We start from the raw sequence: 21668 nt of genomic DNA on the forward strand, positions 1-21668 counted from the left end.
CGGTGACGTGGTGGGCCGAGTATAGCCATAAGTACGTCTGTGATCACAAAAGACGTGTTTCGGCGTTAAGCGAGGTCAGCCGGTTTTGTCCTAGTGTCAGGGTCGGACTTGGTCAAATTTTGTGCTATATTCCGCGACCGTTTAATCCTGACATCTCGGTCATTTTCATGCACGCAGCCAAGCCGTTATTCGACTATCCAAAATACTGGGCTGAGTGCTTCGGCCCGGCGCCTTTCCTGCCGATGAGCCGGGAAGAGATGGATCAGCTTGGCTGGGACAGTTGCGACATCATCATCGTCACCGGCGATGCCTATGTCGACCATCCGTCGTTCGGCATGGCGATCATCGGCCGGCTGCTCGAGTCCCAAGGCTTTCGTGTCGGCATCATTGCCCAGCCGGACTGGAGCAGCAAAGACGATTTCATGAAGCTCGGCGAGCCCAATCTGTTCTTCGGCGTCGCGGCCGGCAACATGGATTCGATGATCAACCGCTACACCGCCGACAAGAAGATCCGTTCCGACGATGCCTACACCCCCGGCGGCCTGGCCGGCAAGCGTCCGGATCGCGCCAGCCTGGTCTACAGCCAGCGCTGCAAGGAAGCCTACAAGCATGTGCCGATCGTGCTCGGCGGCATCGAGGCCTCGCTACGCCGGATCGCCCACTACGACTACTGGCAGGACAAGGTGCGCCACTCGATCCTGATCGATGCCTGCGCCGATATCCTGCTCTACGGCAACGCCGAGCGGGCCATCGTCGAAGTGGCCCAGCGCCTGTCCTACGGCCACAAGATCGAAGAGATCACCGATATCCGCGGCACCGCCTTTATCCGCCGTGACACGCCCGCAGGCTGGATGGAGATCGATTCCAGTCGTATCGACCGCCCGGGCAAGGTCGACAAGATCATCAACCCCTACGTCAACACCCAGGACACCCAGGCCTGCGCCATCGAGCAGGAGAAGGGACCGGTAGAGGACCCCAACGAGGCCAAGGTGGTGCAGCTGCTGCCGCACCCGCGCCTGGAGCGCGACAAGACGGTGATCCGCCTGCCCTCGTTCGAGAAGGTCCGCGCCGACTCGGTGCTCTACGCCCACGCCAACCGCGTGCTGCACCTGGAAACCAACCCGGGCAACGCCCGCGCCCTGGTGCAGAAGCACGGCGAGGTGGATGTCTGGTTCAACCCGCCACCCATCCCGATGACCACCGAAGAGATGGACTACGTGTTCGGCATGCCCTTCGCGCGGGTGCCGCACCCGGCCTATGGCCAGGCGAAGATCCCGGCCTACGAGATGATCCGCTTCTCGATCAATATCATGCGCGGCTGCTTCGGCGGCTGTACCTTCTGTTCGATCACCGAGCACGAAGGGCGGATCATCCAGAACCGTTCGCAAGAGTCGATCATCCGCGAGATCGAAGAGATTCGCGACAAGGTGCCGGGTTTTACCGGGGTGATCTCCGACCTCGGCGGGCCGACCGCCAATATGTACCGCATCGCCTGCAAGAGCCCGGAAATCGAGTCCGCCTGCCGCAAGCCGTCCTGCGTGTTCCCCGGCATCTGCGAGAACCTCAATACCGATCACTCGGCGCTGATCCAGCTGTACCGCTCGGCCCGTGCCCTGCCGGGGGTGAAGAAGATCCTGATCGCCTCGGGTCTGCGCTACGACCTCGCCGTGGAGTCGCCGGAATACGTCAAGGAACTGGTCACCCACCATGTCGGCGGCTACCTGAAGATCGCCCCGGAGCACACCGAAGAAGGCCCGCTGAACAAGATGATGAAGCCGGGCATCGGCAGCTACGACAAGTTCAAGCGCATGTTCGAGAAGTATTCGAAAGAGGCGGGCAAAGAGCAGTACCTGATTCCCTACTTTATCGCCGCGCACCCCGGCACCAGCGACGAGGACATGATGAACCTGGCCCTGTGGCTGAAGAGCAGCGGTTTCCGCGCCGACCAGGTGCAGGCCTTCTACCCCTCGCCGATGGCCACCGCCACCGCCATGTACCACTCGGGCAAGAACCCGCTGCGCAAGGTCACCTACAAGTCGGACGGCGTGGCTATAGTCAAGAGCGAGGCGCAGCGCCGTTTGCACAAGGCCTTCCTGCGTTACCACGACCCCAAGGGCTGGCCGATGCTGCGCGAGGCGCTGGAGCGCATGGGCCGCAGCGACCTGATCGGTCCGGGCAAGCACCAGTTGATCCCGTTGCACCAGCCGGCCACCGACAGCTACCAGAGTGCGCGGCGCAAGAACTCCACCCCGGCCGGCAGCAAGAAGGTCGGCGCCGCCGCTCGCGGCCCGGGCGACAAGACCCGGCCGCTGCTGACCCAGCACACCGGCCTGCCGCCGCGCGACACCGGTGCCGCGGGCGGCAACCCCTGGGACAAGCGCGAGCAGGCCAAGGCCGCCGCCCAGGCGCGCAACCAGCAGGCCGCCAAAGAACGTTCGGATGCCGCCAAGGGCAAAGGCAAGAAGCCGCCGAGGAAGCCTGTAGCGCCGCGCTGATAGCGGCTGACAAAGTCCGGGGTGGATAACATCTGGTCCCGGTAGCCCGGAAAAGCCTCGGCGCAATCCGGGGGCGATACCTGGCGTCAACTCGCTCCCTGATTGCATCCGGGCTACCAGAGCTGGGTAGGGTGGATGACGCTCTTTTCATCCACCATCGTGCCGCTATTGGTGGATGGATACAGCGTCATCCACCCTACGGCCTGAATTGCTCCCCGGATTGCGCTGGCGCTTATCCGGGCTACGGGGCGATATCGCTCAGCCGTAACGTTTCTGCGCCTCGATGGCCAGACCGCTGCCGATGCTGCCGAAGGTATTGCCTTCCACATGACGGGCATTCGGCAGCATCGCCGCGACGCTCTGGCGCAAGGCCGGGATGCCGCTGGAGCCGCCGGTGAAGAACACCGTATCGACCTGCGCGACGCCCACCCCGGCATCACCGAGCAGTTGCGTGACGCTGGCGCGCACGCGCTCGAGCAGTGGCTCGATGGCTCTTTCGAACAGCGTGCGGGTCAGCTCGGCGACCAGGCCGGGTTCTACCCGGCCCAGGTCGATAGGTCGGGCGTCCTGCTCGGTCAGGGCGATCTTGCTGTCTTCCACCTGCATCGCCAGCCAGTGGCCGTCGCGGCGCTCGATCAGCTTGAACAGGCGGTCGATGCCGATCGGGTCGAGGATGTCGTAGCGCATGCTCTGCAGCTGGCGCTGCGTCTGCGCCGAATAGACCGCGTTGATGGTGTGCCAGGTGGCCAGGTTGAGGTGGGTGCTGGTGGGCATCGGCGCGGCGCTTTTCATCCGGCTGCCATAGCCGAACAGCGGCATCACGCCCTGCAGGCTGAGCTGCTTGTCGAAGTCGGTGCCGCCGATATGCACGCCGCCGGTGGCGAGGATATCGTCATGCCGTTCGGCGAGGCTGCGCCGCTGCGGCGACAGGCGCACCAGGGAGAAGTCCGAGGTGCCGCCGCCGATATCGACGATCAACACCAGCTCCTCGCGGGCGATGCCGGACTCGTAGTCGAAGGCCGCGGCAATCGGCTCGTACTGGAAAGAGACGTCCTTGAAACCGAGCTTGTGCGCTACCGCCACCAGGGTGTTCTGCGCTTCGAGATCGGCCACCGGGTCGTCGTCGACGAAAAACACCGGGCGGCCCAGCACCACTTCCTCGAACGGCCTGTCGGCGACGGCTTCGGCGCGGTTCTTCAGCTCGCCGATGAAGAAGCCAAGCAGATCCTTGAACGGCAGGGCACTACCCAGCACCGTGGTTTCGCTCTTCAGCAGCTTGGAGCCGAGCAGGCTCTTCAGCGAGCGCATCAGCCGGCCTTCATAGCCTTCCAGGTATTCCTGCAGGGCCAGGCGGCCATAGACCGGGCGGCGTTCCTCGAGGTTGAAGAACACCACCGAGGGCAGGGTAATCTTGCCGTCTTCCAGTTCGATCAGGGTCTCGGCGTCCGGGCGCAGCCAGCCGACGGTGGAGTTGGAGGTGCCGAAGTCGATGCCGCAGGCGCGGGCGGGAGTGGAGAAAGGCATGCGGCGCGCTGTTCCTAGAAAAACGGCCGGGCATTCTATGGGATATGTCCGCGCAATGCTGCCGCGATTGCGCTATGACGCGACGAATGAACCCCAACCCAGGGTCAGCGCGGCCAGCGCCAGGTAACGCCCGGTCTTGGCCAGGCTGACGATCAACAGGAAAATCCAGCAGCGCTCACGCATCACCCCGGCGACCAGGGTCAAGGGATCGCCGATGATCGGCAGCCAGCTGAGCAGCAGCGACCAGCGCCCGTAGCGCGTATACCAGCCCTGCGCCTGTTGCAGGCGCTGTTCGCTGACCGGGAACCAGCGGCGCTGGCGGAAGTGCTCGAGGTAGCGGCCCAGCAGCCAGTTGACCAGCGAACCGAGGACATTGCCGACGCTGGCCACCGCCACCAGCAGCCACAACAGGTGGGCATCGCTGAGCAGCAGGCTGACCAGCACCGCCTCGGAGCCCAATGGCAGCAAGGTCGCGGCGCCGAAGGCGGAGAGGAACAGGCCTAGGTAGGCGGAGAAGGTCAGCACGCCGCAACTGGCCTGGGCGCCATGCGCTGCAGCTCGGCAAGCAGCGTGTTCAGTCGCTCGCTCAGGACTGCGGGGCCATGATCTCTTCCAGCTTCAAGCCGGTCAGACCGTGAATGGTGCGCCACAGGTAATAGAAGATCGCCATCAGCATGATCATCGAGGGGATGGCAATCATCGGGTAGCTGAGCAGGTTCATGCGGCCCAGCTCGGCATTGAAGGCCTCGCTACCGGCCGGGCTGATCACGATCCACTTGGCCAGCACATAGTTCATCGCCGAGGAAAAGAAGAAGGTGCCGCTCAGCCAGTAGGTGGCGGTCAGCAGGCGTGTTTCGAAGTGCTGGGTATGGCCGCCTTGCTCCAAGCGCTCATGGATCTTGTCGACATTGAGCACGGTCTTGTTGAACAGCAGGGTGCGGATCAGCGGGTAGCGGGTGCGGGTCGACACCAGCACGGCGATGCCGATCAAGCCGGGAATCGTCGCTTCCTTGATCGCCAGCCACTGGTTGTCCAGCTTGAGCAGGCCGATGCCGCCGGTCAGCAGCACGCTGACCAGGCCGAGCAGGGCGATGAAGTTGAATTTGCGGTACTTGACCAGCTCGAACGTGCCCCAGCCGAGGGGGAACGCCAGCGCCAGAACCAGCGCGCCATCGGCACCGAGGTTGGACTCGCCGCTGAGCTTCATGAGGATCAGTGAAGGAATCAGGATGCTGATCAGCAAATCCACGAACGGACGGGGTTTGTGTGTGGCGGTGGAGCTGTGTGTGGTATCGGTCATGTCGTTCATGGCGCAGGAATGAGTGCTGATGATCGCCTGCCTGGGCCTCGGCCGCCAGCCCGACCGTCGGTTGGACTGTGACAAAGTTGTGCGGGTGGTGGCCTGTAGCGGCCGCGCGAGGTGGCGAAAAGACGCCGCGCGGGCCATGATCTGGCGAGTTCCCGCCACTTGCCGAGCGCTGGCCCGGCGCGCGGGCCGGGCGGCGTCGAGTTGGCGGGATACTTGCTGCGGGTCAGGCCTGCGCCGCCAGGCTGGTGAGCCACAGCCCGGCCATTTCGACTCAACCGCCGTTTGGACACTGTCTTATGCCGATCATGCAACGAGCTTCCCATCATCAACTGCGCCGCGCCTTCCGTGCGCTGCTGGCTGGCGACACCTGCCAGCACAGCGCCTCGGTATTCGATCCCATGTCGGCGCGGATTGCCGCCGATCTGGGCTTCGAGGTCGGCATCCTCGGCGGCTCGGTGGCCTCGCTGCAGGTGCTGGGCGCGCCGGATTTCGCCCTGATCACGCTCAGCGAGTTCGTCGAGCAGGCCACCCGCATCGGCCGGGTCAGCCGCCTGCCGGTGATCGCCGATGCCGACCACGGCTATGGCAACGCGCTCAATGTGATGCGTACCGTGGTCGAACTGGAGCGCGCCGGTATCGCCGCGCTGACCCTCGAAGACACCCTGCTGCCGGCCCAGTTCGGGCGCAAGTCGACTGACCTGATTTCGGTCGAGGAGGGCGTGGGCAAGATCCGCGCGGCGCTGCAGGCGCGGGTCGATCCGCAATTGGCGATCATCGCCCGCACCCATGCCGGAGTGCTTGAGGTCGGCGAAGTGATCCGCCGCACTCTCGCCTATCAGGCCGCTGGCGCCGATGGCATCTGCTTGGTGGGGGTGCAGGACTTCGAGCATCTGGAACAGATCGCCGAACAGTTGAGCATCCCCTTGATGCTGGTCACCTATGGCAACCCCAGGTTACGCGACAACGCCCGCCTGGCCACGCTCGGCGTGCGTATCGTGGTCAACGGGCATGCGGCCTATTTCGCCGCGATCAAGGCCACCTACGATTGCCTGCGCGAACAGCGCGGCGTCGATGCCTGCGATCTCAGTGCCACCGAGCTGACCCACAAGTACACCCTGCCCGAGGAGTACCTAGCCTGGGCCGAAGAATTCATGGACGTGAAGGAATGAGCTGAGCGCTTGTGAAAAAACGCTCACCTGCTGCGGCCTCGCGACGGCGCTCGATATGTTCACAGCCTCTGAGCGTTTCGGCGCTCAGTACAGCGGCCGCTCGACCCTGAACATCAGCAAGCCATCGCACCGGACGTTCTGCCCGGAATAGGCGCCGCACTGTGGGCCGCCCAGGCTCGAGCCGGTGTAGGACATGTCGAGCTGGATGCCGAGCCAGGGCCGCGACAGGTTCAGCGACCAGTCGTTGTACACCCGCACGCTGCCCCCGTCGGCGAGATAGCGCGGCTCATCCAGCGCATGGTTGGCATATTTCATCCGCAGGCCGACACCAATTGGTTTGAGCGCACCGAGATCGAGGAACAGCGTGCTGTCGGTGCGACCGAGCGAATTGCTCAGCGCCGCGCCCAGCCTGCTGCCGGCGAGATTCAGGCCGGCATAGTATTCGTTGTGGTCCCGACCGCCGACTTCCGGGAAGCTGTAACGGATCAGCCCCAGCTCATAGCCCAGGGACGCATCGAAGGGCTGCCGGGCCAGGCCCAGGTAGGAATTTACTTCCAACTGGCTGCCTTCGCTCAGGCCGACGCTGGGCGACCATTGGCCGACGTACCAGCCGCTCGCATGGGTCAGGTCCAGCCCGCCGTGGAACGCGCCCGCAGTGGTCGGCCGCACCAGGCCTTGGGCCATGCTGCGGGTGGGCGCCGTGCCGAGCTTGAGATCGAAGTCGCCGACCTCACGTTCCAGCACGTCGCTCTCGGCGACGCAGGCAGCGCTCAGCAGTATGGCTAGCGCCAGCAGGATTTTCTTCAACATCATGCCCATGAGCCGGTGAAGAATAGCGGTATGGCGCCGCGCAGCGCGGCCACGCGAGCCTCCGTGTCGCAGAAACTCGCCCGGCAGCTAGAGACGCGACGGCCGATTTAGAGCGGTTGCAAGGGTAGCACCGGGGGCCAGGGCCGAGGGCCATCCGTCGTTTGAACGGCAAGTGATCGACGGACGGTGCTAGTGTCGTCATGGGCTTCGCGCCCAGTGGATGGAGGGTGGCGGTGAGCCTGTACGCCTGGAAGCTACCCGAACCTGAATAGTGACCTGATGGCCAGGCGTACCCACGCCGGGCAGGTGGGAGGTGGTGATGGCCAGTGGCTGGGCAAGCGACGACGCGGTGCAGGAACAGATCGACAGCAGCATCGAGGACGCTATCCAGCGTGCCCGCAGCCAGCTGCCGCGTGGCGAAAGCCTGAGCCACTGCGAAGAGTGTGACGCCAGCATTCCCGAGGCGCGGCGTCAGGCCGTTGCTGGCGTGCGTCTGTGCATTGCCTGCCAGTCTGCGCATGACCAGGAACAGGCACGGTTCAGCGGCTATAACCGGCGCGGCAGCAAGGACAGTCAGCTGCGCTGATTCACGGGGTGACGGAGTAACCGCGGCTGCTCATGCAGTTGAGGTAGGCCTGACTCGAGCTGCTGGGGTTCTGGGCTGCCGCGTTGTCTGCGCGGCGCTCGTCGCGGCGTTCACGGCGCTGCCGCGATCCGCCGACGGCCATCCCTACGGCAGCTGCTTCGCGGGCCTGATTCTGCCGATACTCCTGCTGGATGTCGTCATCCACTCGGTCATAGACTTCTTCGTGTTGCCGTCCACGCACCTCGGCCGCTGCTGCGCCGGCCAGAGCGCCGGCGGTGGCCCCGCGCAGACGCTCGCCGCCCTGGCGCTGGCTGGCGCTGCTGGTCTGGCTAGCGCCTGCCTGGCTCTGGCAGGCGGCTATGTCGTTCTGCATCTGTTGCTGGCTCTGGCCCTGCAGTGGCGTCACGGTTTCGGCCTGGGCCAGTGGCAGGTTGGCCAGCAGGATCAGACCGGCCAGCTGCGGCAGGTACTTGTGGTGGGTCATGGCGGGCGCTCTCCCGAATTGGCTGACGTTATTTCACTCTAGTCGCCTGTGGCAAAACCCGTGTTGCGATGGGGCAAGAAGCAGATCGTCGGCGCAGTTGGCGGGTGCCTAGCCAACGCGGGCGTCTGTCGGTACTATTGTTAGCTCGCTAATTATTAGTCTGATTATCACCATGCGCGTTGCTGCTCGCCCCGGTCTGGGCATTCTGTTGATTCTGGCGGCCGGCCTGTTGCTGGCCAGCCATGACGCGCTGTCCAAGTCGCTCACCGCGCTCTATCCGGTGCTGATGGTGGTCTGGGCGCGTTATATGACGCAGACCCTGCTGATGGGTGCGCTGTTCGCGCCGCGCCTGGGCCTGGCCTTGGTGCGCACCCGCCGCCCGTGGCTGCAGTTGGCCCGTGGCATGAGCCTGGTGGCGATCAGCCTGCTGTTCTTCACGGCGTTGCGCCATATCCCGCTGGGGGAGGCGACCGCGGTGATCTTCCTGGCACCGCTGGTGGTGATCGTGCTGTCGGCGACCGTGCTCAAGGAGCGGATCAGCCGTGGGCTCTGGCTGTCGGTGGGCTGCGGCCTGCTCGGCGTGATGATCATCGTGCGTCCCGGTGGTGCGCTGTTCACGCCGGCGATCCTGCTGCCGCTGGGGGCGGCGTTGTGCTTTGGCCTCTACCAGTTGCTGACTCGGCGTCTGAGCGCTACCGACCATCCGGCGACCAGCAATTTTCTCACCAGCCTCTTGGGGGCGGTGATCATGAGCCTGCTGGTGCCTTGGTTCTGGCAGTTACCGAGTCTGCAGGACGGGTTGCTGATGTTCGCCCTGGGTGGCCTGGCCATGACCGGCCACATGCTGCTGACCCATGCCTATCGCTTTGCCAGTGCCGCAACCTTGGCACCGTTCACCTACGGACAAATCGTCCTTGCCTCGGTGCTCGGGCTGATCTTCTTCGATCACGCCCCCGATGCCGGCGCGATGCTCGGCATGTTGGTGATTATCGCCAGCGGCGTGGCGCTGGCCTGGAACCAGCATCGCGCGGCCTGATTCAGCTCAGGCACCCAGAACCGGGTTAGAACAGGAAATAGCGTTGCGCCAGCGGCAGCACCTCGGCCGGCTCGCACCACAATAGCTGGCCATCGGCCTTGACCTGGTAGGTTTGTGGATCGACTTCGATGCTCGGCAGGTAGTCGTTGTGGATCAGGTCGGTCTTCTGCACCGCGCGGCAGCCTTTGACCACGGCGATCTTTTTCTTCAGCCCCAACTGCTCGGGAATGCCGGCGTCCAGCGCCGCCTGGCTGATAAAGGTCAGGCTGCTGGCGTGCAGGCTGCCGCCATAGCTGGCGAACATCGGCCGGTAGTGCACCGGCTGCGGGGTGGGGATCGAGGCGTTGGCGTCGCCCATCAGGCTGGCGGCGATGGATCCACCCTTCAAAATCAAACTCGGTTTGACCCCGAAGAAGGCCGGGCGCCAGAGCACCAGATCAGCCCACTTGCCCACTTCGATGGAACCGACTTCATGGCTGATGCCGTGGGTGATCGCCGGGTTGATGGTGTACTTGGCAATGTAGCGTTTGACCCGGAAGTTGTCGTTGCCCTCGCCGTCGCCGGGGAGCGCGCCGCGCTGCTGCTTCATCTTGTCGGCGGTCTGCCAGGTGCGGGTGATCACCTCGCCGACCCGGCCCATGGCCTGGCTGTCGGAGCTGATCATCGAGAACGCGCCGAGGTCATGCAGGATGTCTTCGGCGGCGATGGTCTCGCGGCGGATGCGGCTCTCGGCGAAGGCGACGTCCTCGGCGATGCTCGGGTCGAGGTGATGGCAGACCATCAGCATGTCCAGGTGCTCGTCGATGGTGTTGCGAGTGAACGGCCGGGTCGGGTTGGTCGAGCTGGGCAGCACGTTGGGGAAACCGCAGGCCTTGATGATGTCCGGCGCATGCCCGCCACCGGCGCCCTCGGTGTGGTAGGTGTGGATGGTGCGGCCCTTGAAGGCGGCCAGGGTGGTTTCGACGAAGCCGGATTCGTTGAGGGTGTCGGTGTGGATTGCCACCTGCACGTCGAACTGGTCGGCCACGCTCAGGCAGTTGTCGATCGCCGCCGGGGTAGTGCCCCAGTCCTCGTGCAGCTTGAGGCCGATGGCGCCGGCCTTGACCTGCTCGATCAAGGGTTCCGGCAGCGAGGCATTGCCCTTGCCGGTAAAACCGAGGTTCATCGGGAAGGCGTCGGCGGCCTGCAGCATGCGCGCCATGTGCCAGGGGCCGGGGGTGCAGGTGGTGGCGTTGGTGCCGGTGGCCGGTCCGGTGCCGCCGCCGATCATGGTGGTCACCCCGCTCATCAAGGCTTCTTCGATCTGCTGCGGGCAGATGAAGTGGATATGCGTGTCGATGCCTCCGGCGGTGAGGATCATGCCTTCTCCGGCGATCACCTCGGTGCCGGCGCCGATGGCAATGGTCACGTCCGGCTGGATATCCGGGTTGCCGGCCTTGCCGATGGCGGCGATGCGGCCGTCCTTGAGGCCGACATCGGCCTTGACGATGCCCCAGTGATCGACGATCAGCGCATTGGTGATCAGGGTGTCGACCACGTCTTTGGCACAGAGCTGGCCCTGGCCCATGCCGTCGCGGATCACCTTGCCGCCGCCGAATTTCACTTCTTCGCCGTAGGAGGTGAAGTCCTGCTCGACTTCGATCCATAGCTCGGTATCGGCCAGGCGCACCTTGTCGCCGACGGTGGGGCCGAACATATCGGCATAGGCTTGTCTGCTGATTTTCATTGGCTGTCTTCCCGTAGGGTGCGCTATGCGCACCGCTGTCCTGTGGGGTTCATGGTGCGCGCGGCGCACCCTACGAAATCGGTGAGCTAGAGATCGCCCATCACTCGCCCGGCGAAGCCGAATACCCGACGATGGCCGGCAAGGTCGACCAGCTCGACTTCGCGGCGCTGCCCCGGCTCGAAGCGCACGGCGGTGCCGGCCGGGATATTCAGGCGCATGCCGCGGGTGGCGGCGCGGTCGAACGTCAGCGCATCGTTGGTCTCGAAGAAGTGATAGTGCGAGCCGACCTGGATCGGCCGGTCGCCGCTATTGGCCACGGTCAGGGTCAGGGTGCGGCGGCCGGCGTTGAGTTCGATCTCGCCGTCCTGGATCTGGTATTCGCCGGGGATCATCGGGGGGGCTCCTGTGCTTCGGGCAAGATGAGTTGCATAAAGGTCAGGTCGAGCCAGCGCTCGAACTTGCGTCCGACCTGGGGCATCTGCCCGGTGGTGACGAAACCGAAGCGCTCATGCAGGCGAATCGAGGCGATGTTTGCGCTCTCGATGGCGGCAACCATGACATGTAGGCCGTCGTCCGTGGCGCGCTCGATCAATGCTTTCAGCAAGGCCAGGCCGAGGCCGCGGCCGCGCTGGTCGGCGCGCACGTAAAGCGAGTGCTCGACGGTATGGCGAAAGCCTTCGTTGCTGCGCCAGCCGCCGTAACTGGCATAGCCCAGCACCTCGCCGTTGCTGCCGTGGGCAACCAGCACGGGAAAGCCGGCTGCCTCGCGCTCGAGCAGCCAGGCGCGGCGGTTGGCCAGATCGGCCAGGGTTTCGATCCACAGCGCGGTGCTGTGTAGCACCGCATCGTTATAGATGGCGAGGATGCCGGGCAGATCGGCTTCGCCGGCGTCGACAATCGAATAGTTCATGGCTCAGGCAATCGGCTGGTGGACGGTCACCAGTTTGGTGCCGTCGGGAAAGGTGGCCTCGACCTGGATCTCCGGGATCATTTCCGGAATGCCTTCCATCACCTGGTCGCGGGTCAGCAGGGTGGTGCCGAAGTGCATCAGTTCGGCCACGGTCTGGCCGTCGCGGGCGCCTTCGAGCAGGGCCGCAGAGATGTAGGCCATGGCTTCCGGGTAGTTGAGCTTGACGCCGCGGGCCAGGCGCCGTTCGGCCACCAGGCCGGCGGTGAAGATCAGCAGTTTGTCTTTTTCGCGGGGCGTCAGGTCCATGGTTCAGGTGCTCCAGATTCTTGGGGGAACGGCCTCGCGGCCGAGCAGGGCGGGGCGCAGCAGACGCCAGAGTTCGATCAGCCAGGCGCGGGCGTGCAATGCCTCGTCGGCCAGGCAGCGGGCCACCAGCAGGCCGGGTAATTGACTCAAATCGCCGCGCACCGCGCTGGCTAATGTACGACAGCGTTCGAGCAGTTCGCTGTCGATTTCGCCACTGATCAGCAGGGTGGCAAATACCGGTTTGCCGGCCAGGCCGATCGGCGAGTCGAGCAGGCCGTCGCCGCCCTCGATGCGCTGGCGTTCGTGCCAGAGCAACTGGCCGTCGCGGCGGATATTCAGTTGCGCCTGAAAGTGCCCGGCGTCGAAGCGCTCGCCGCTGGCCGGGCGGCCGAGGGCGACCATGTCCCAATACAGCAGGCGGGCATCGCCGAGCAGCTCGATATCGCTGTGCAACTCGGCCTGGGCCCCCGAGTAGACGATGGTCTCCTGCGGCAGCCATTCCAGGGTGGCGCCGGCTTCGACGCGCAGCTTGAGGTGCTGATAGGCCGGGCCGGCGGCGCGGTACCACTTGGCCGCGCCGGGGCTGGTCAGTTGCGCCCAGGCGCCAGTGCCGACGCTGGCGCTGATATCCAGGCGGTCGCCACCGGCGATACCGCCGGGCGGATGGACGATGATGTGCTGGCATACCTCGGGGCCTTCGGCATACAGGTGCTTCTGCACCCGTAGCGGGCCTTTGTGCCGGCGCAGTGTCGGCCGCGTCGTCGCGCCGTCGCGGCCATAGCCCAGCTCCAGCTCGGCATGCCAGCTGGGGGTAAACAGGGCGGCGGGGGCGGATGCGTTCATAGGGTCTTTTCGTAGGGTGGATGACGCTTTATCCATCCACCAGCTGTTAGCGCAGTGGCGGATGAGCAGCGCGTCATCCACCCTACAGTGAGTCTCAAATCGCCACCAGCCCGCGCACACCGTCGGCGTGCATGGTCTCGCCGCGACCCTGCTGGACGATTTCGCCGCGGCTCATCACCAGGTACTGGTCGGCCAGTTCGGCGGCAAAGTCATAGAACTGTTCGACCAGCAGGATGGCCATGTCGCCACGCTCGGCGAGCTTGTTGATCACCAGGCCGATCTCCTTGATCACCGAGGGCTGGATGCCTTCGGTGGGTTCGTCGAGGATCAACAGGCGCGGCTGGCTGGCCAGGGCGCGGCCGATGGCCAGCTGTTGCTGCTGGCCGCCGGACAGATCGCCGCCACGGCGCTGTTTCATTTCCTTGAGCACCGGGAACAGCTCGTAGATAAATTCCGGCACGACTTTGGCCTGGCTGCCGGGAAAACGCGACAGGCCCATCAGCAGGTTTTCTTCCACCGTCAGGCGGCCGAAGATTTCCCGTCCTTGCGGCACGTAGGCGATACCGGCATGCACGCGCTGGTGCGGTTTGAGCGCGGTGATCGGCTGGCCTTCCCAGTGCACTGCGCCCTGCTTGGCCGGCAGCAGGCCCATCAGGCATTTGAGCAGGGTGGTCTTGCCCACGCCGTTGCGGCCGAGCAGGCAGGTGACTTCGCCGACCCTGGCCTCGAACGACAGGCCGCGGAGGATATGGCTGCCGCCGTAGTATTGGTGCAGTTGCTCAACTTGCAGCATGTCGATGCCCTTCATTCTTCTTGTGGGAGGGGCTTCAGCCGCGATGCCTTGGATCTTAAAAAGCTCGCGGCTAAAGCCCCTCCCACGGTATGCATTAACGGCCCAGATACACCTCGATCACCCGCTCATTGGCCTGCACCTGCGCAAGCGAGCCTTCGGCCAGCACGCTGCCCTGGTGCAGCACGGTGACGTGGTCGGCAATCGAGCCGACGAAGCCCATGTCGTGCTCGACCACCATCAGCGAGTGCTTACGCGCCAGCGACTTGAACAGCTCGGCGGTGAACTCGGTCTCGGCGTCGGTCATGCCCGCCACCGGCTCGTCGAGCAACAGCAGTTGCGGGTCCTGCACCAGCAGCATGCCGATCTCGAGGAACTGCTTCTGGCCGTGGGAGAGCAAGCCGGCCGGGCGCTGGCGCGAGGCATCGAGCTTGATCGTCTGCAGCACTTCATCGATACGATCCTTCTGCTCGCCACTGAGCTTGGCGCGCAGACTGGCCCATACCGTCTTGCTGGTCTTCTGCGCCAGTTCGAGGTTCTCGAACACGCTGAGCGCCTCGAACACCGTGGGCTTCTGGAACTTGCGGCCGATGCCGGCCTGGGCGATCTCGACCTCGCTCATCCGGGTCAGGTCGAGGGTTTCGCCGAAGTAGGCGACGCCGCTGTCCGGGCGGGTCTTACCGGTGATCACGTCCATCATGGTGGTCTTGCCGGCACCGTTGGGGCCGATGATGCAGCGCAGCTCGCCGACGCCAATGTACAGGCACAGGTCGGTCAGGGCCTTGAAACCATCGAAGCTGACGTTGATCTCTTCCAGGGTCAGGATGGTGCCGTGGCGGATGTTCAGGCCTTGCGCCGCAACAGCGCTGGCGCCGATGGCGTCGCGGCTGCTGCCGGCCGGATCGAAGGCCGGTTCGAGCATGAATTCGGGTAGCGGAGTGGCGCGCATCATTGCTCTCCTGTGGAAGTCGTTAGGAGCGCGTCGCGAGCAATTTCAGCTGCAAGGCGCACGGAGCGCAGCGACGAGACAGTACGAATGTGTACGGCGAGGAGCGAGCACCGCGCAACGCCGCAGATGGAATGCGCAGCAGCGGTCATGATGACTTCCTGCGCAACAGGCCGATCACGCCTTTGGGCAAGAACAGGGTGACGACTATGAATAAGAAACCCAGGGCGAACAGCCAATACTCGGGGAAGGCCACGGTGAACCAGCTCTTCATGCCGTTGACCAGGCCGGCGCCGAGCAGCGGGCCGATCAGGCTGCCGCGCCCGCCGAGGGCGACCCACACGGCGGCTTCGATGGAGTTGGTCGGCGACATCTCGCTGGGGTTGATGATGCCCACCTGCGGCACATAGAGCGCGCCGGCCAGGCCGCAGAGCACCGCCGACAGCACCCAGATAAACAGCTTGTAGCCGCGCGGGTCGTAGCCGCAGAACATCAGGCGGTTCTCGGCATCGCGCAGGGCGGTCAGCACCCGGCCGAACTTGCTGCGCGCCAGTTTGAAGCCCAGGTACAGGCTGCCCACCAGCAGCGCCACGGTGGCGAGGAACAGCACCGCGCGGGTGCCGGCGGCGGTGATGTCGAAGCCGAGGATGCGGGTAAAACCGGTGAAGCCGTTATTGCCGCCAAAACCGGTTTCGTTGCGGAAGAACAGCAGCATGCCGGCGAAGGTCAGCGCCTGGGTCATGATCGAGAAGTACACGCCCTTGATCCGCGAGCGGAAGGCAAAGAAACCGAATACCAGGGCCAGCAAGCCGGGCGCCAGCACCACCAGGCACATGGCCCAGAGGAAACTGGAGGTGCCGTACCAGTACCAGGGCAATTCAGTCCAGGCGAGAAAACTCATGAATGCCGGCAGGCCATCGCCTGCGCTCTGACGTATCAGGTACATGCCCATGGCGTAGCCGCCCAGGGCGAAGAACAGGCCATGGCCGAGGGACAAAAGCCCTGCGTAACCCCAGACCAGATCCAGCGCCAGGGCGACGATGCAGTAGCAGAGGATCTTGCCGATCAGGGTCAGGGTGTAGGCCGACACATACATGGCGCTGTCCGCCGGCAGCAGGTGCAGCAGCGGCAGGGCGACCAACACGGTGAGCACCACGCCGAGGGCGGTGGCGGTGAGTTTGGGGCCGGCTTTCTGCGCAACGGTGATCGAGATGGGCAGACTCATCGGTGTGAATTCTCCATGGCGCTCAGGTTAGCACCGCCCTGTAGGAGCCAGCTTGCTGGCGATCCTGCGGTATTGGCGGCTGGCGCATTGATCGCGAGCAAGCTCGCTCCTACAGAGGAATGAAGGGACAGGTAAGTCATCAATCAATCACCCGACCCTTGAGAGCAAACAGACCTTGCGGGCGTTTCTGGATAAACAGAATGATCAGCGCGAGGATGAGGATCTTGCCGAGCACGGCACCGATCTGCGGTTCGAGAATCTTGTTGGCGATGCCCAGGCCGAAGGCCGCCAGCACGCTGCCGGCGAGCTGGCCGACGCCGCCGAGCACCACCACCAGGAAGGAGTCGATGATGTAGCTCTGGCCCAGATCCGGGCCGACGTTGCCGATCTGGCTCAGGGCCACGCCGCCGAGGCCGGCGATGCCGGAGCCGAGGCCGAAGGCGAGCATGTCCACCCGCCCGGTGGGCACGCCGCAGCAGGCGGCCATGTTGCGGTTCTGCGTCACCGCGCGGACGTTGAGACCGAGGCGGGTCTTGTTCAGCAGCAGCCAGGTCAAGACGACGACGAACAGGGCGAAGCCGATGATGACGATGCGGTTGTACGGCAGCACCAGGTTCGGCAGCACCTGGATGCCGCCGGACAGCCAGTAGGGGTTGGCCACTTCGACGTTCTGCGCGCCGAACAGCACCCGTACCAGCTGGATCAGGATCAGGCTGATGCCCCAGGTGGCGAGCAGGGTTTCCAGCGGCCGGCCATACAGGTGGCGGATCACCGTGCGCTCCAGGGCCATACCTACGCCTGCGGTGACGAAGAAGGCCACCGGCAGGGCGGCGAGCGGGTAGAGCGCGAGGTAGTCCGGGGCCAGCTTCTGGAAGGCGATCTGCACCATATAGGTGGAGTAGGCGCCGAGCATCAGCATCTCGCCGTGGGCCATGTTGATCACCCCGAGCAGGCCGAAGGTGATGGCCAGGCCGAGGGCGGCCAGCAGCAGGATCGAGCCGAGTGACAGGCCGCTGAAGGCCTGGCCGAGCAGTTCGCCGATCAACAATTTGCGTTTGACCTGGGCCAGGCTGGTTTCCGCCGCGGTACGCACGCCGGCGTCGTTTTCCACGGCGGGGTCGAGCAGGGTTTCCAGGCGGGTGCGCGCCAGCGGATCGCCGGTTTCGCCGAGCAGGCGCACGGCAGCCAGGCGTACGGCCGGGTTGCTGTCGACCAGTTGCAGGTTGGCCAGGGCCAGGCTCAGGGCATCGCGTACCTGCTGGTTTTCTTCGCTGGCGACGCGGGCATCGAGCAGGCCGAGTTGCGCCGGCTTGGCGCTTTTCTGCAAGTGCCTGGCGGCGGCCAGGCGCACGGCCGGATCGTCGGCGAGCAATTGGTGGCTGGCCATGGCGCTGGCGATCAGGCCGCGCAGGCGGTTGTTCAGGCGCAGTTTGCGTGGGCTGCCGACGGGTTCGGCAGCGCCTTCGACGGCCTGGTAGCGGCCGGCGTTTTCGATAAAGGGCGTCTTGTCGCTATCGGCGGCGACGCGACCTTGTTGCAAGGCTTCGAGCAGCGGCAGGCGCGCAGCATCGGGCGCGGCGGCCCAGCTTTCCAGGAGCTTGGCCTGTTTGGCCGGGCTGGCGGCGGCGAAGTCGGCGGCATCGCCGGCATGGCTGGCGAGCGGCAGCAGCAGGATCAGAAATAGGAAAAAACGGCACACGGCAGTGGGCATGAGTATGTCCTGGATGATGGACACTATAGGAGCGAGCTTGCTCGCGATCGCGGTCTACCAGGACAACCGCGTCGCTTTGATCGCCAGCAAGCTGGCTCCTACAGAATTAAGGCGGGCAAGCCCCGTCAGATCAGTTGCTCTTCACCGCGTAATCCGGCTTCTTGTCGTTGCCTTCGATATACGGGCTCCACGGCTGGGCGCGGATCGGGCTGCTGGTTTCCCAGACCACCGAGAACTGACCGTCGTCCTGGATTTCGCCGATCATCACCGGCTTGTGCAGGTGGTGGTTGGTCTTGTCCATGGTCAGGGTGTAGCCGCTCGGCGCGGCGAAGGTCTGCCCGGCCAGGGCGTCGCGAACTTTGTCGACCTCGGTGCTGCCGGCTTTCTCGACCGCCTGGGCCCACATATTGATGCCCACGTAGGTGGCTTCCATCGGGTCGTTGGTCACCGCCTTGTCGGCGCCCGGCAGGCTCTTGGCCTTGGCATAGGCCTTCCATTTGGCGACGAAGGCGCTGTTGACCGGGTTCTCCACCGACTGGAAGTAGTTCCAGGCGGCGAGGTGGCCGACCAGCGGCTTGGTGTCGATGCCGCGCAGTTCTTCCTCTCCCACCGAGAAGGCCACCACCGGCACGTCGGTGGCTTCCAGGCCCTGGTTGGCCAGTTCCTTGTAGAAGGGCACGTTGGAGTCGCCGTTGACCGTGGAGATCACCGCGGTCTTGCCGCCGGCGGAGAACTTCTTGATGTTGGCGACGATGGTTTGATAGTCGCTATGACCGAAGGGGGTGTAGACCTCTTCGATGTCCTTGTCGGCCACGCCCTTGCTGTGCAGGAAGGCGCGCAGGATCTTGTTGGTGGTGCGCGGGTAGACGTAGTCGGTGCCGAGCAGGAAGTAGCGCTTGGCCGCGCCGCCGTCTTCGCTCATCAGGTACTCGACCGCCGGAATGGCCTGCTGGTTGGGCGCCGCGCCGGTGTAGAAGACGTTCGGCGACAGCTCTTCGCCTTCGTACTGCACCGGGTAGAACAGCAGGCCGTTGAGTTCTTCGTAGACCGGCAGCACGGATTTGCGCGACACGCTGGTCCAGCAGCCGAAGGTCACGTCGACCTTGTCCTGGGTCAGCAACTGGCGGGCGCGCTCGGCGAACAGCGGCCAGTTGGAGGCGGGGTCGACCACCACCGGCTCGAGTTGCTTGCCGAGGACGCCGCCCTTGGCATTGATCTCGTCGATGGTCATCAGCGCCATGTCTTTCAACGAGGTCTCGGAAATGGCCATGGTGCCGGACAGCGAGTGAAGGATGCCGACCTTGATGGTCTCGGCGGCCTGCACGGTGAAGGGGAACAGGCCGCTGAGCAGCAGGGCGCTGGCGGCGAGGGTGGATTTCAACAAAGGACGACGTTTCATCGTTATGGCTCCGTGCGCGGCTGTTGAGTGGGACCTAGGAGCCCGACAGGCTCCTAAGGTCGTCAGTCCAATGGCAGCATCCGTGCCAACGCGTGTAAGGCCTTGTGTCATAAGGGTTCGAGCGGTGGTTAAAGCGTCTTCACGGCATCAAGGCTGCGCCAATCTGGTGCGCGCCAAGAGCCTGGGGCGAGCGGCCAGGCCGCCCCGCACCGATTCAGAGCGACAGGTAGTTCTTCACCCCGGTGAAGATGATCTGCGCCGCCAGGGCGCAGACGAACAGGCCCATCAGGCGACTGACGATCTGCAGGCCCTGGTCGCCGAGCAGGCGTTCGAACTGGTTGGACAGGTACAGCACCACGCCGACTGTCAGGCTGGCCAGGGCGATGCCGACTACCGCCAGCAGCTTGTCGTCCCAGTGCGGCTGGCTAGCGCCCATCAGCAGCAGGGCACCGATGGTGCCGGGGCCGACGGTGAGCGGGATGGTCAGCGGCACTATGGTCACGTCCTGCTGCACGTTGTCGCTCTGCACCACCGATTTGCCCTGCGCCATGCCTAGGGCCGAGATGAACAGCACTGAGCCTGCGCCGATACGGAAGGCGTCGATGGTGATGCCGAACAGGGTGAAAATGTGCTTGCCGAACAGGTACAGCAGCAGGCTGGAAATCAGTACGCCGAGGGCGACCTTCCAGGCCAGGCGTTTGCGCTCCTTGACCGTATAGCCACGGCTCAGGCCGATAAAGCAGGACAACACGAAGAACGGGCTGTAGAGCACCAGTAACTTCAGATACAGACTGAACAGCTCGGACGCCATGGGGTGGACTCGTCTCTTGGCTAAAGGGGGCGTGGCCGGCACTGCCGGCGGCGCCTGCATGATCCGGGATTGTCGTGCCGATCTCCAGTGCCCGCTGCGGCAATTGCGTGTACACCAGGCAACCGTTCGGCAGCCGAAGGGCAGCCGGGGAACGGCGTCGGCTATACCTGTTGGGTTAACCCGTGTTGGCAACGGCTGCATGCCGGGAGCGGCGGATGGCACGTATCAGCTTCACCCCCAACCTGCAGCGTCACCTCGATGTGACGCCGTGCGCGGTGACGGGCGACACGGTCGCTGAGGTGCTGGCCGAGGTGTTCGCCGTCAACCCGCGGCTGCGCAGTTACCTGCTGGACGACCAGGGGCAGGTGCGCCGGCATGTGGCGATCTTCGTCGATGCCGAGCGGATTGACGACCGCCGGCAGCTGAGCGACAGGGTCGGCGCCGACAGCGAGGTCTATGTGGTACAGGCGCTTTCCGGCGGCTAGCAGGAGAACGATATGGCGGATGTGCTTTATGTGGCTACGCGCAAGGGCCTGCTGACCTTCGCCCGCGCAGGCGGAGGCTGGCGCCTGGTGCGCACGGATTTTCTCGGCGAGCCGGTCAGCATGGTCCTGGCCGATCGCCGCGACGGTCAGCTGTATGCGGCCCTCAATCTGGGGCATTTCGGCCCGAAACTATGGCGCTCGACGGACGCCGGGCAGCACTGGCAGGAGATCGCCGCGCCGGCCTTCGCCGCCGAGGCGGAAGGTGAAGGGCCCTCGGTGACGATGATCTGGTCGCTGGAAGGCGGCGGTGCCGATCGACCCGGCAGCCTGTGGGCCGGCACCCTGCCGGGCGCCTTGTTCCACTCGACGGATCACGGCGATTCCTGGCAGTTGAACCAGGCGCTATGGCAGCGTCCGGAGCGGGCCCAGTGGTTCGGCGGCGGTTACGACCAGCCGGGCATCCACTCGATCTGCGTCGACCCGCGCGACAGTGCGCGGTTGCGCGTGGCGGTGTCCTGCGGCGGGATCTGGTGCAGCGACGACGATGGCGTCAACTGGGCCTGCCGCACCCAGGGCATGCGCGCCGCCTATATGCCGGCGGAACTGGCGCAGACCCCGGAGATCCAGGATCCGCACCGCATGCTGGCCTGTCCGGCCGCACCCGAGACCCTGTGGGTGCAGCACCATAACGGCATCTTCCTGTCCCGCGATGATGCCGCGCACTGGCAGGAGCTGCTCGGCGTCGAACCCTCGAGCTTCGGCTTCGCGCTGGCGGTGCACCCTCGCGAGCCGGAAACGGCCTGGTTCGTGCCGGCGGTGAAGGATGAATGCCGGGTGCCGGTGGGCCAGCGTCTGCTGGTGACCCGCACCCGAGATGGCGGGCAGAGTTTCGAAAGCTTGAGTCGCGGCTTGCCGCAAACCGACTGTTTCGATCTGGTCTATCGCCATGCGCTGGAGGTGGACGGCAGCGGGCAGTGCCTGGCGATGGGCTCGACTACCGGCCATCTGTGGCTATCGGACGACCAGGGCGACAGCTGGCAGGCGTTGGCTGGCAACCTGCCACCGATCTATGCGCTGCGCTTTGCCTGAAACGCCGTCGGGTG

Annotated in this window: 22 protein-coding genes; 6 read left to right on the forward strand and 16 right to left on the reverse strand. The window is 64.9% G+C overall.

The window, feature by feature from the left end; translation table 11 throughout:
• The first annotated feature begins 167 nt into the window (after nt 1–167).
• Nucleotides 168–2495 carry a YgiQ family radical SAM protein gene (locus tag G9C89_RS01225; RefSeq protein WP_172143534.1) on the forward strand — a complete coding sequence of 776 codons (2328 nt, stop codon included), beginning with the start codon at nt 168–170 and terminating at the stop codon, nt 2493–2495.
• A 258-nt stretch (nt 2496–2753) separates the two neighbouring features.
• Here G9C89_RS01225 and G9C89_RS01230 read toward each other — a convergent pair whose 3' ends face one another.
• From G9C89_RS01230 to G9C89_RS01240, 3 genes are all read right to left on the reverse strand, one after another.
• A complete protein-coding gene (locus tag G9C89_RS01230) occupies nt 2754–4019 on the reverse strand; it encodes an Hsp70 family protein (RefSeq protein WP_172143535.1) in 1266 nt (421 codons plus the stop codon).
• 72 nt (nt 4020–4091) lie between these two features.
• A complete protein-coding gene (locus G9C89_RS01235; protein ID WP_172143536.1) occupies nt 4092–4544 on the reverse strand; it encodes a YqaA family protein in 453 nt (150 codons plus the stop codon).
• 61 nt (nt 4545–4605) lie between these two features.
• Nucleotides 4606–5319 carry a VC0807 family protein gene (locus G9C89_RS01240; RefSeq protein WP_172143537.1) on the reverse strand — a complete coding sequence of 238 codons (714 nt, stop codon included), beginning with the start codon at nt 5317–5319 and terminating at the stop codon, nt 4606–4608.
• 314 nt (nt 5320–5633) lie between these two features.
• Here G9C89_RS01240 and G9C89_RS01245 point away from each other — a divergent pair, with 314 nt between their 5' ends.
• Nucleotides 5634–6497, forward strand: a complete 864-nt coding sequence (locus tag G9C89_RS01245) for an isocitrate lyase/PEP mutase family protein (RefSeq protein ID WP_172144795.1) — start codon at nt 5634–5636, stop codon at nt 6495–6497.
• 84 nt (nt 6498–6581) lie between these two features.
• On the opposite strand, the gene G9C89_RS01250 is transcribed toward G9C89_RS01245, so the two are convergent.
• The gene (locus G9C89_RS01250) at nt 6582–7307 is read right to left on the reverse strand and encodes a TorF family putative porin (protein ID WP_172144798.1); all 726 of its coding nucleotides are present in this window, start codon (nt 7305–7307) and stop codon (nt 6582–6584) included.
• Nucleotides 7308–7626: 319 nt separating this feature from the next.
• Between G9C89_RS01250 and G9C89_RS01255 the strand changes: the two genes are divergently transcribed.
• The gene (locus G9C89_RS01255; RefSeq protein ID WP_172143538.1) at nt 7627–7893 is read left to right on the forward strand and encodes a DksA/TraR family C4-type zinc finger protein; all 267 of its coding nucleotides are present in this window, start codon (nt 7627–7629) and stop codon (nt 7891–7893) included.
• Nucleotide 7894: 1 nt separating this feature from the next.
• Here the strand turns inward: G9C89_RS01255 and G9C89_RS01260 are convergent, their stop codons facing one another.
• On the reverse strand, nt 7895–8377 hold the full coding sequence (locus tag G9C89_RS01260) for a hypothetical protein (protein ID WP_256674084.1): 483 nt from the start codon (nt 8375–8377) through the stop codon (nt 7895–7897).
• A gap of 172 nt (nt 8378–8549) precedes the next feature.
• Here G9C89_RS01260 and G9C89_RS01265 point away from each other — a divergent pair, with 172 nt between their 5' ends.
• Nucleotides 8550–9413 (forward strand): DMT family transporter, encoded by an 864-nt coding sequence (locus G9C89_RS01265; RefSeq protein ID WP_172143539.1) that lies wholly within the window; start codon nt 8550–8552, stop codon nt 9411–9413.
• A 25-nt stretch (nt 9414–9438) separates the two neighbouring features.
• Here the strand turns inward: G9C89_RS01265 and ureC are convergent, their stop codons facing one another.
• The 11 genes from ureC to G9C89_RS01320 form a co-directional block, all read right to left on the reverse strand.
• Complete coding sequence (ureC, locus tag G9C89_RS01270) at nt 9439–11139, reverse strand: urease subunit alpha (protein ID WP_172143541.1); 1701 nt, start codon at nt 11137–11139, stop codon at nt 9439–9441.
• 86 nt (nt 11140–11225) lie between these two features.
• The gene (locus G9C89_RS01275) at nt 11226–11531 is read right to left on the reverse strand and encodes an urease subunit beta (protein WP_172143552.1); all 306 of its coding nucleotides are present in this window, start codon (nt 11529–11531) and stop codon (nt 11226–11228) included.
• Entirely contained in the window at nt 11528–12049 is a 522-nt protein-coding gene (locus G9C89_RS01280; RefSeq protein WP_172143554.1) for a GNAT family N-acetyltransferase, read from the reverse strand. The genes G9C89_RS01275 and G9C89_RS01280 overlap by 4 nt, the downstream gene beginning before the upstream one ends.
• A gap of 3 nt (nt 12050–12052) precedes the next feature.
• Entirely contained in the window at nt 12053–12355 is a 303-nt protein-coding gene (gene ureA, locus G9C89_RS01285) for an urease subunit gamma (protein WP_172143556.1), read from the reverse strand.
• 3 nt (nt 12356–12358) lie between these two features.
• Nucleotides 12359–13198, reverse strand: a complete 840-nt coding sequence (locus G9C89_RS01290; protein WP_172143558.1) for an urease accessory protein UreD — start codon at nt 13196–13198, stop codon at nt 12359–12361.
• A gap of 94 nt (nt 13199–13292) precedes the next feature.
• The gene (urtE, locus tag G9C89_RS01295; protein WP_172143560.1) at nt 13293–13991 is read right to left on the reverse strand and encodes an urea ABC transporter ATP-binding subunit UrtE; all 699 of its coding nucleotides are present in this window, start codon (nt 13989–13991) and stop codon (nt 13293–13295) included.
• 94 nt (nt 13992–14085) lie between these two features.
• Nucleotides 14086–14937, reverse strand: coding sequence for an urea ABC transporter ATP-binding protein UrtD (urtD, locus tag G9C89_RS01300; RefSeq protein ID WP_172143562.1), 852 nt, complete (start codon nt 14935–14937; stop codon nt 14086–14088).
• A 145-nt stretch (nt 14938–15082) separates the two neighbouring features.
• On the reverse strand, nt 15083–16159 hold the full coding sequence (urtC, locus tag G9C89_RS01305) for an urea ABC transporter permease subunit UrtC (RefSeq protein WP_172143564.1): 1077 nt from the start codon (nt 16157–16159) through the stop codon (nt 15083–15085).
• Nucleotides 16160–16298: 139 nt separating this feature from the next.
• Nucleotides 16299–17870: an urea ABC transporter permease subunit UrtB gene (urtB, locus tag G9C89_RS01310; protein WP_172143566.1), complete on the reverse strand. Its 1572-nt coding sequence runs from the start codon at nt 17868–17870 to the stop codon at nt 16299–16301.
• Between the two features lie 130 nt (nt 17871–18000).
• Entirely contained in the window at nt 18001–19269 is a 1269-nt protein-coding gene (urtA, locus tag G9C89_RS01315; RefSeq protein ID WP_172143568.1) for an urea ABC transporter substrate-binding protein, read from the reverse strand.
• A gap of 214 nt (nt 19270–19483) precedes the next feature.
• On the reverse strand, nt 19484–20080 hold the full coding sequence (locus G9C89_RS01320) for a MarC family protein (protein WP_172143570.1): 597 nt from the start codon (nt 20078–20080) through the stop codon (nt 19484–19486).
• 215 nt (nt 20081–20295) lie between these two features.
• Here G9C89_RS01320 and G9C89_RS01325 point away from each other — a divergent pair, with 215 nt between their 5' ends.
• A complete protein-coding gene (locus G9C89_RS01325) occupies nt 20296–20565 on the forward strand; it encodes a MoaD/ThiS family protein (protein WP_172143572.1) in 270 nt (89 codons plus the stop codon).
• A gap of 12 nt (nt 20566–20577) precedes the next feature.
• On the forward strand, nt 20578–21654 hold the full coding sequence (locus tag G9C89_RS01330; RefSeq protein WP_172143574.1) for a WD40/YVTN/BNR-like repeat-containing protein: 1077 nt from the start codon (nt 20578–20580) through the stop codon (nt 21652–21654).
• Nucleotides 21655–21668: the final 14 nt, after the last annotated feature.

Source organism: Pseudomonas tumuqii, assembly GCF_013184545.1.
Lineage (GTDB): Bacteria > Pseudomonadota > Gammaproteobacteria > Pseudomonadales > Pseudomonadaceae > Aquipseudomonas > Aquipseudomonas tumuqii.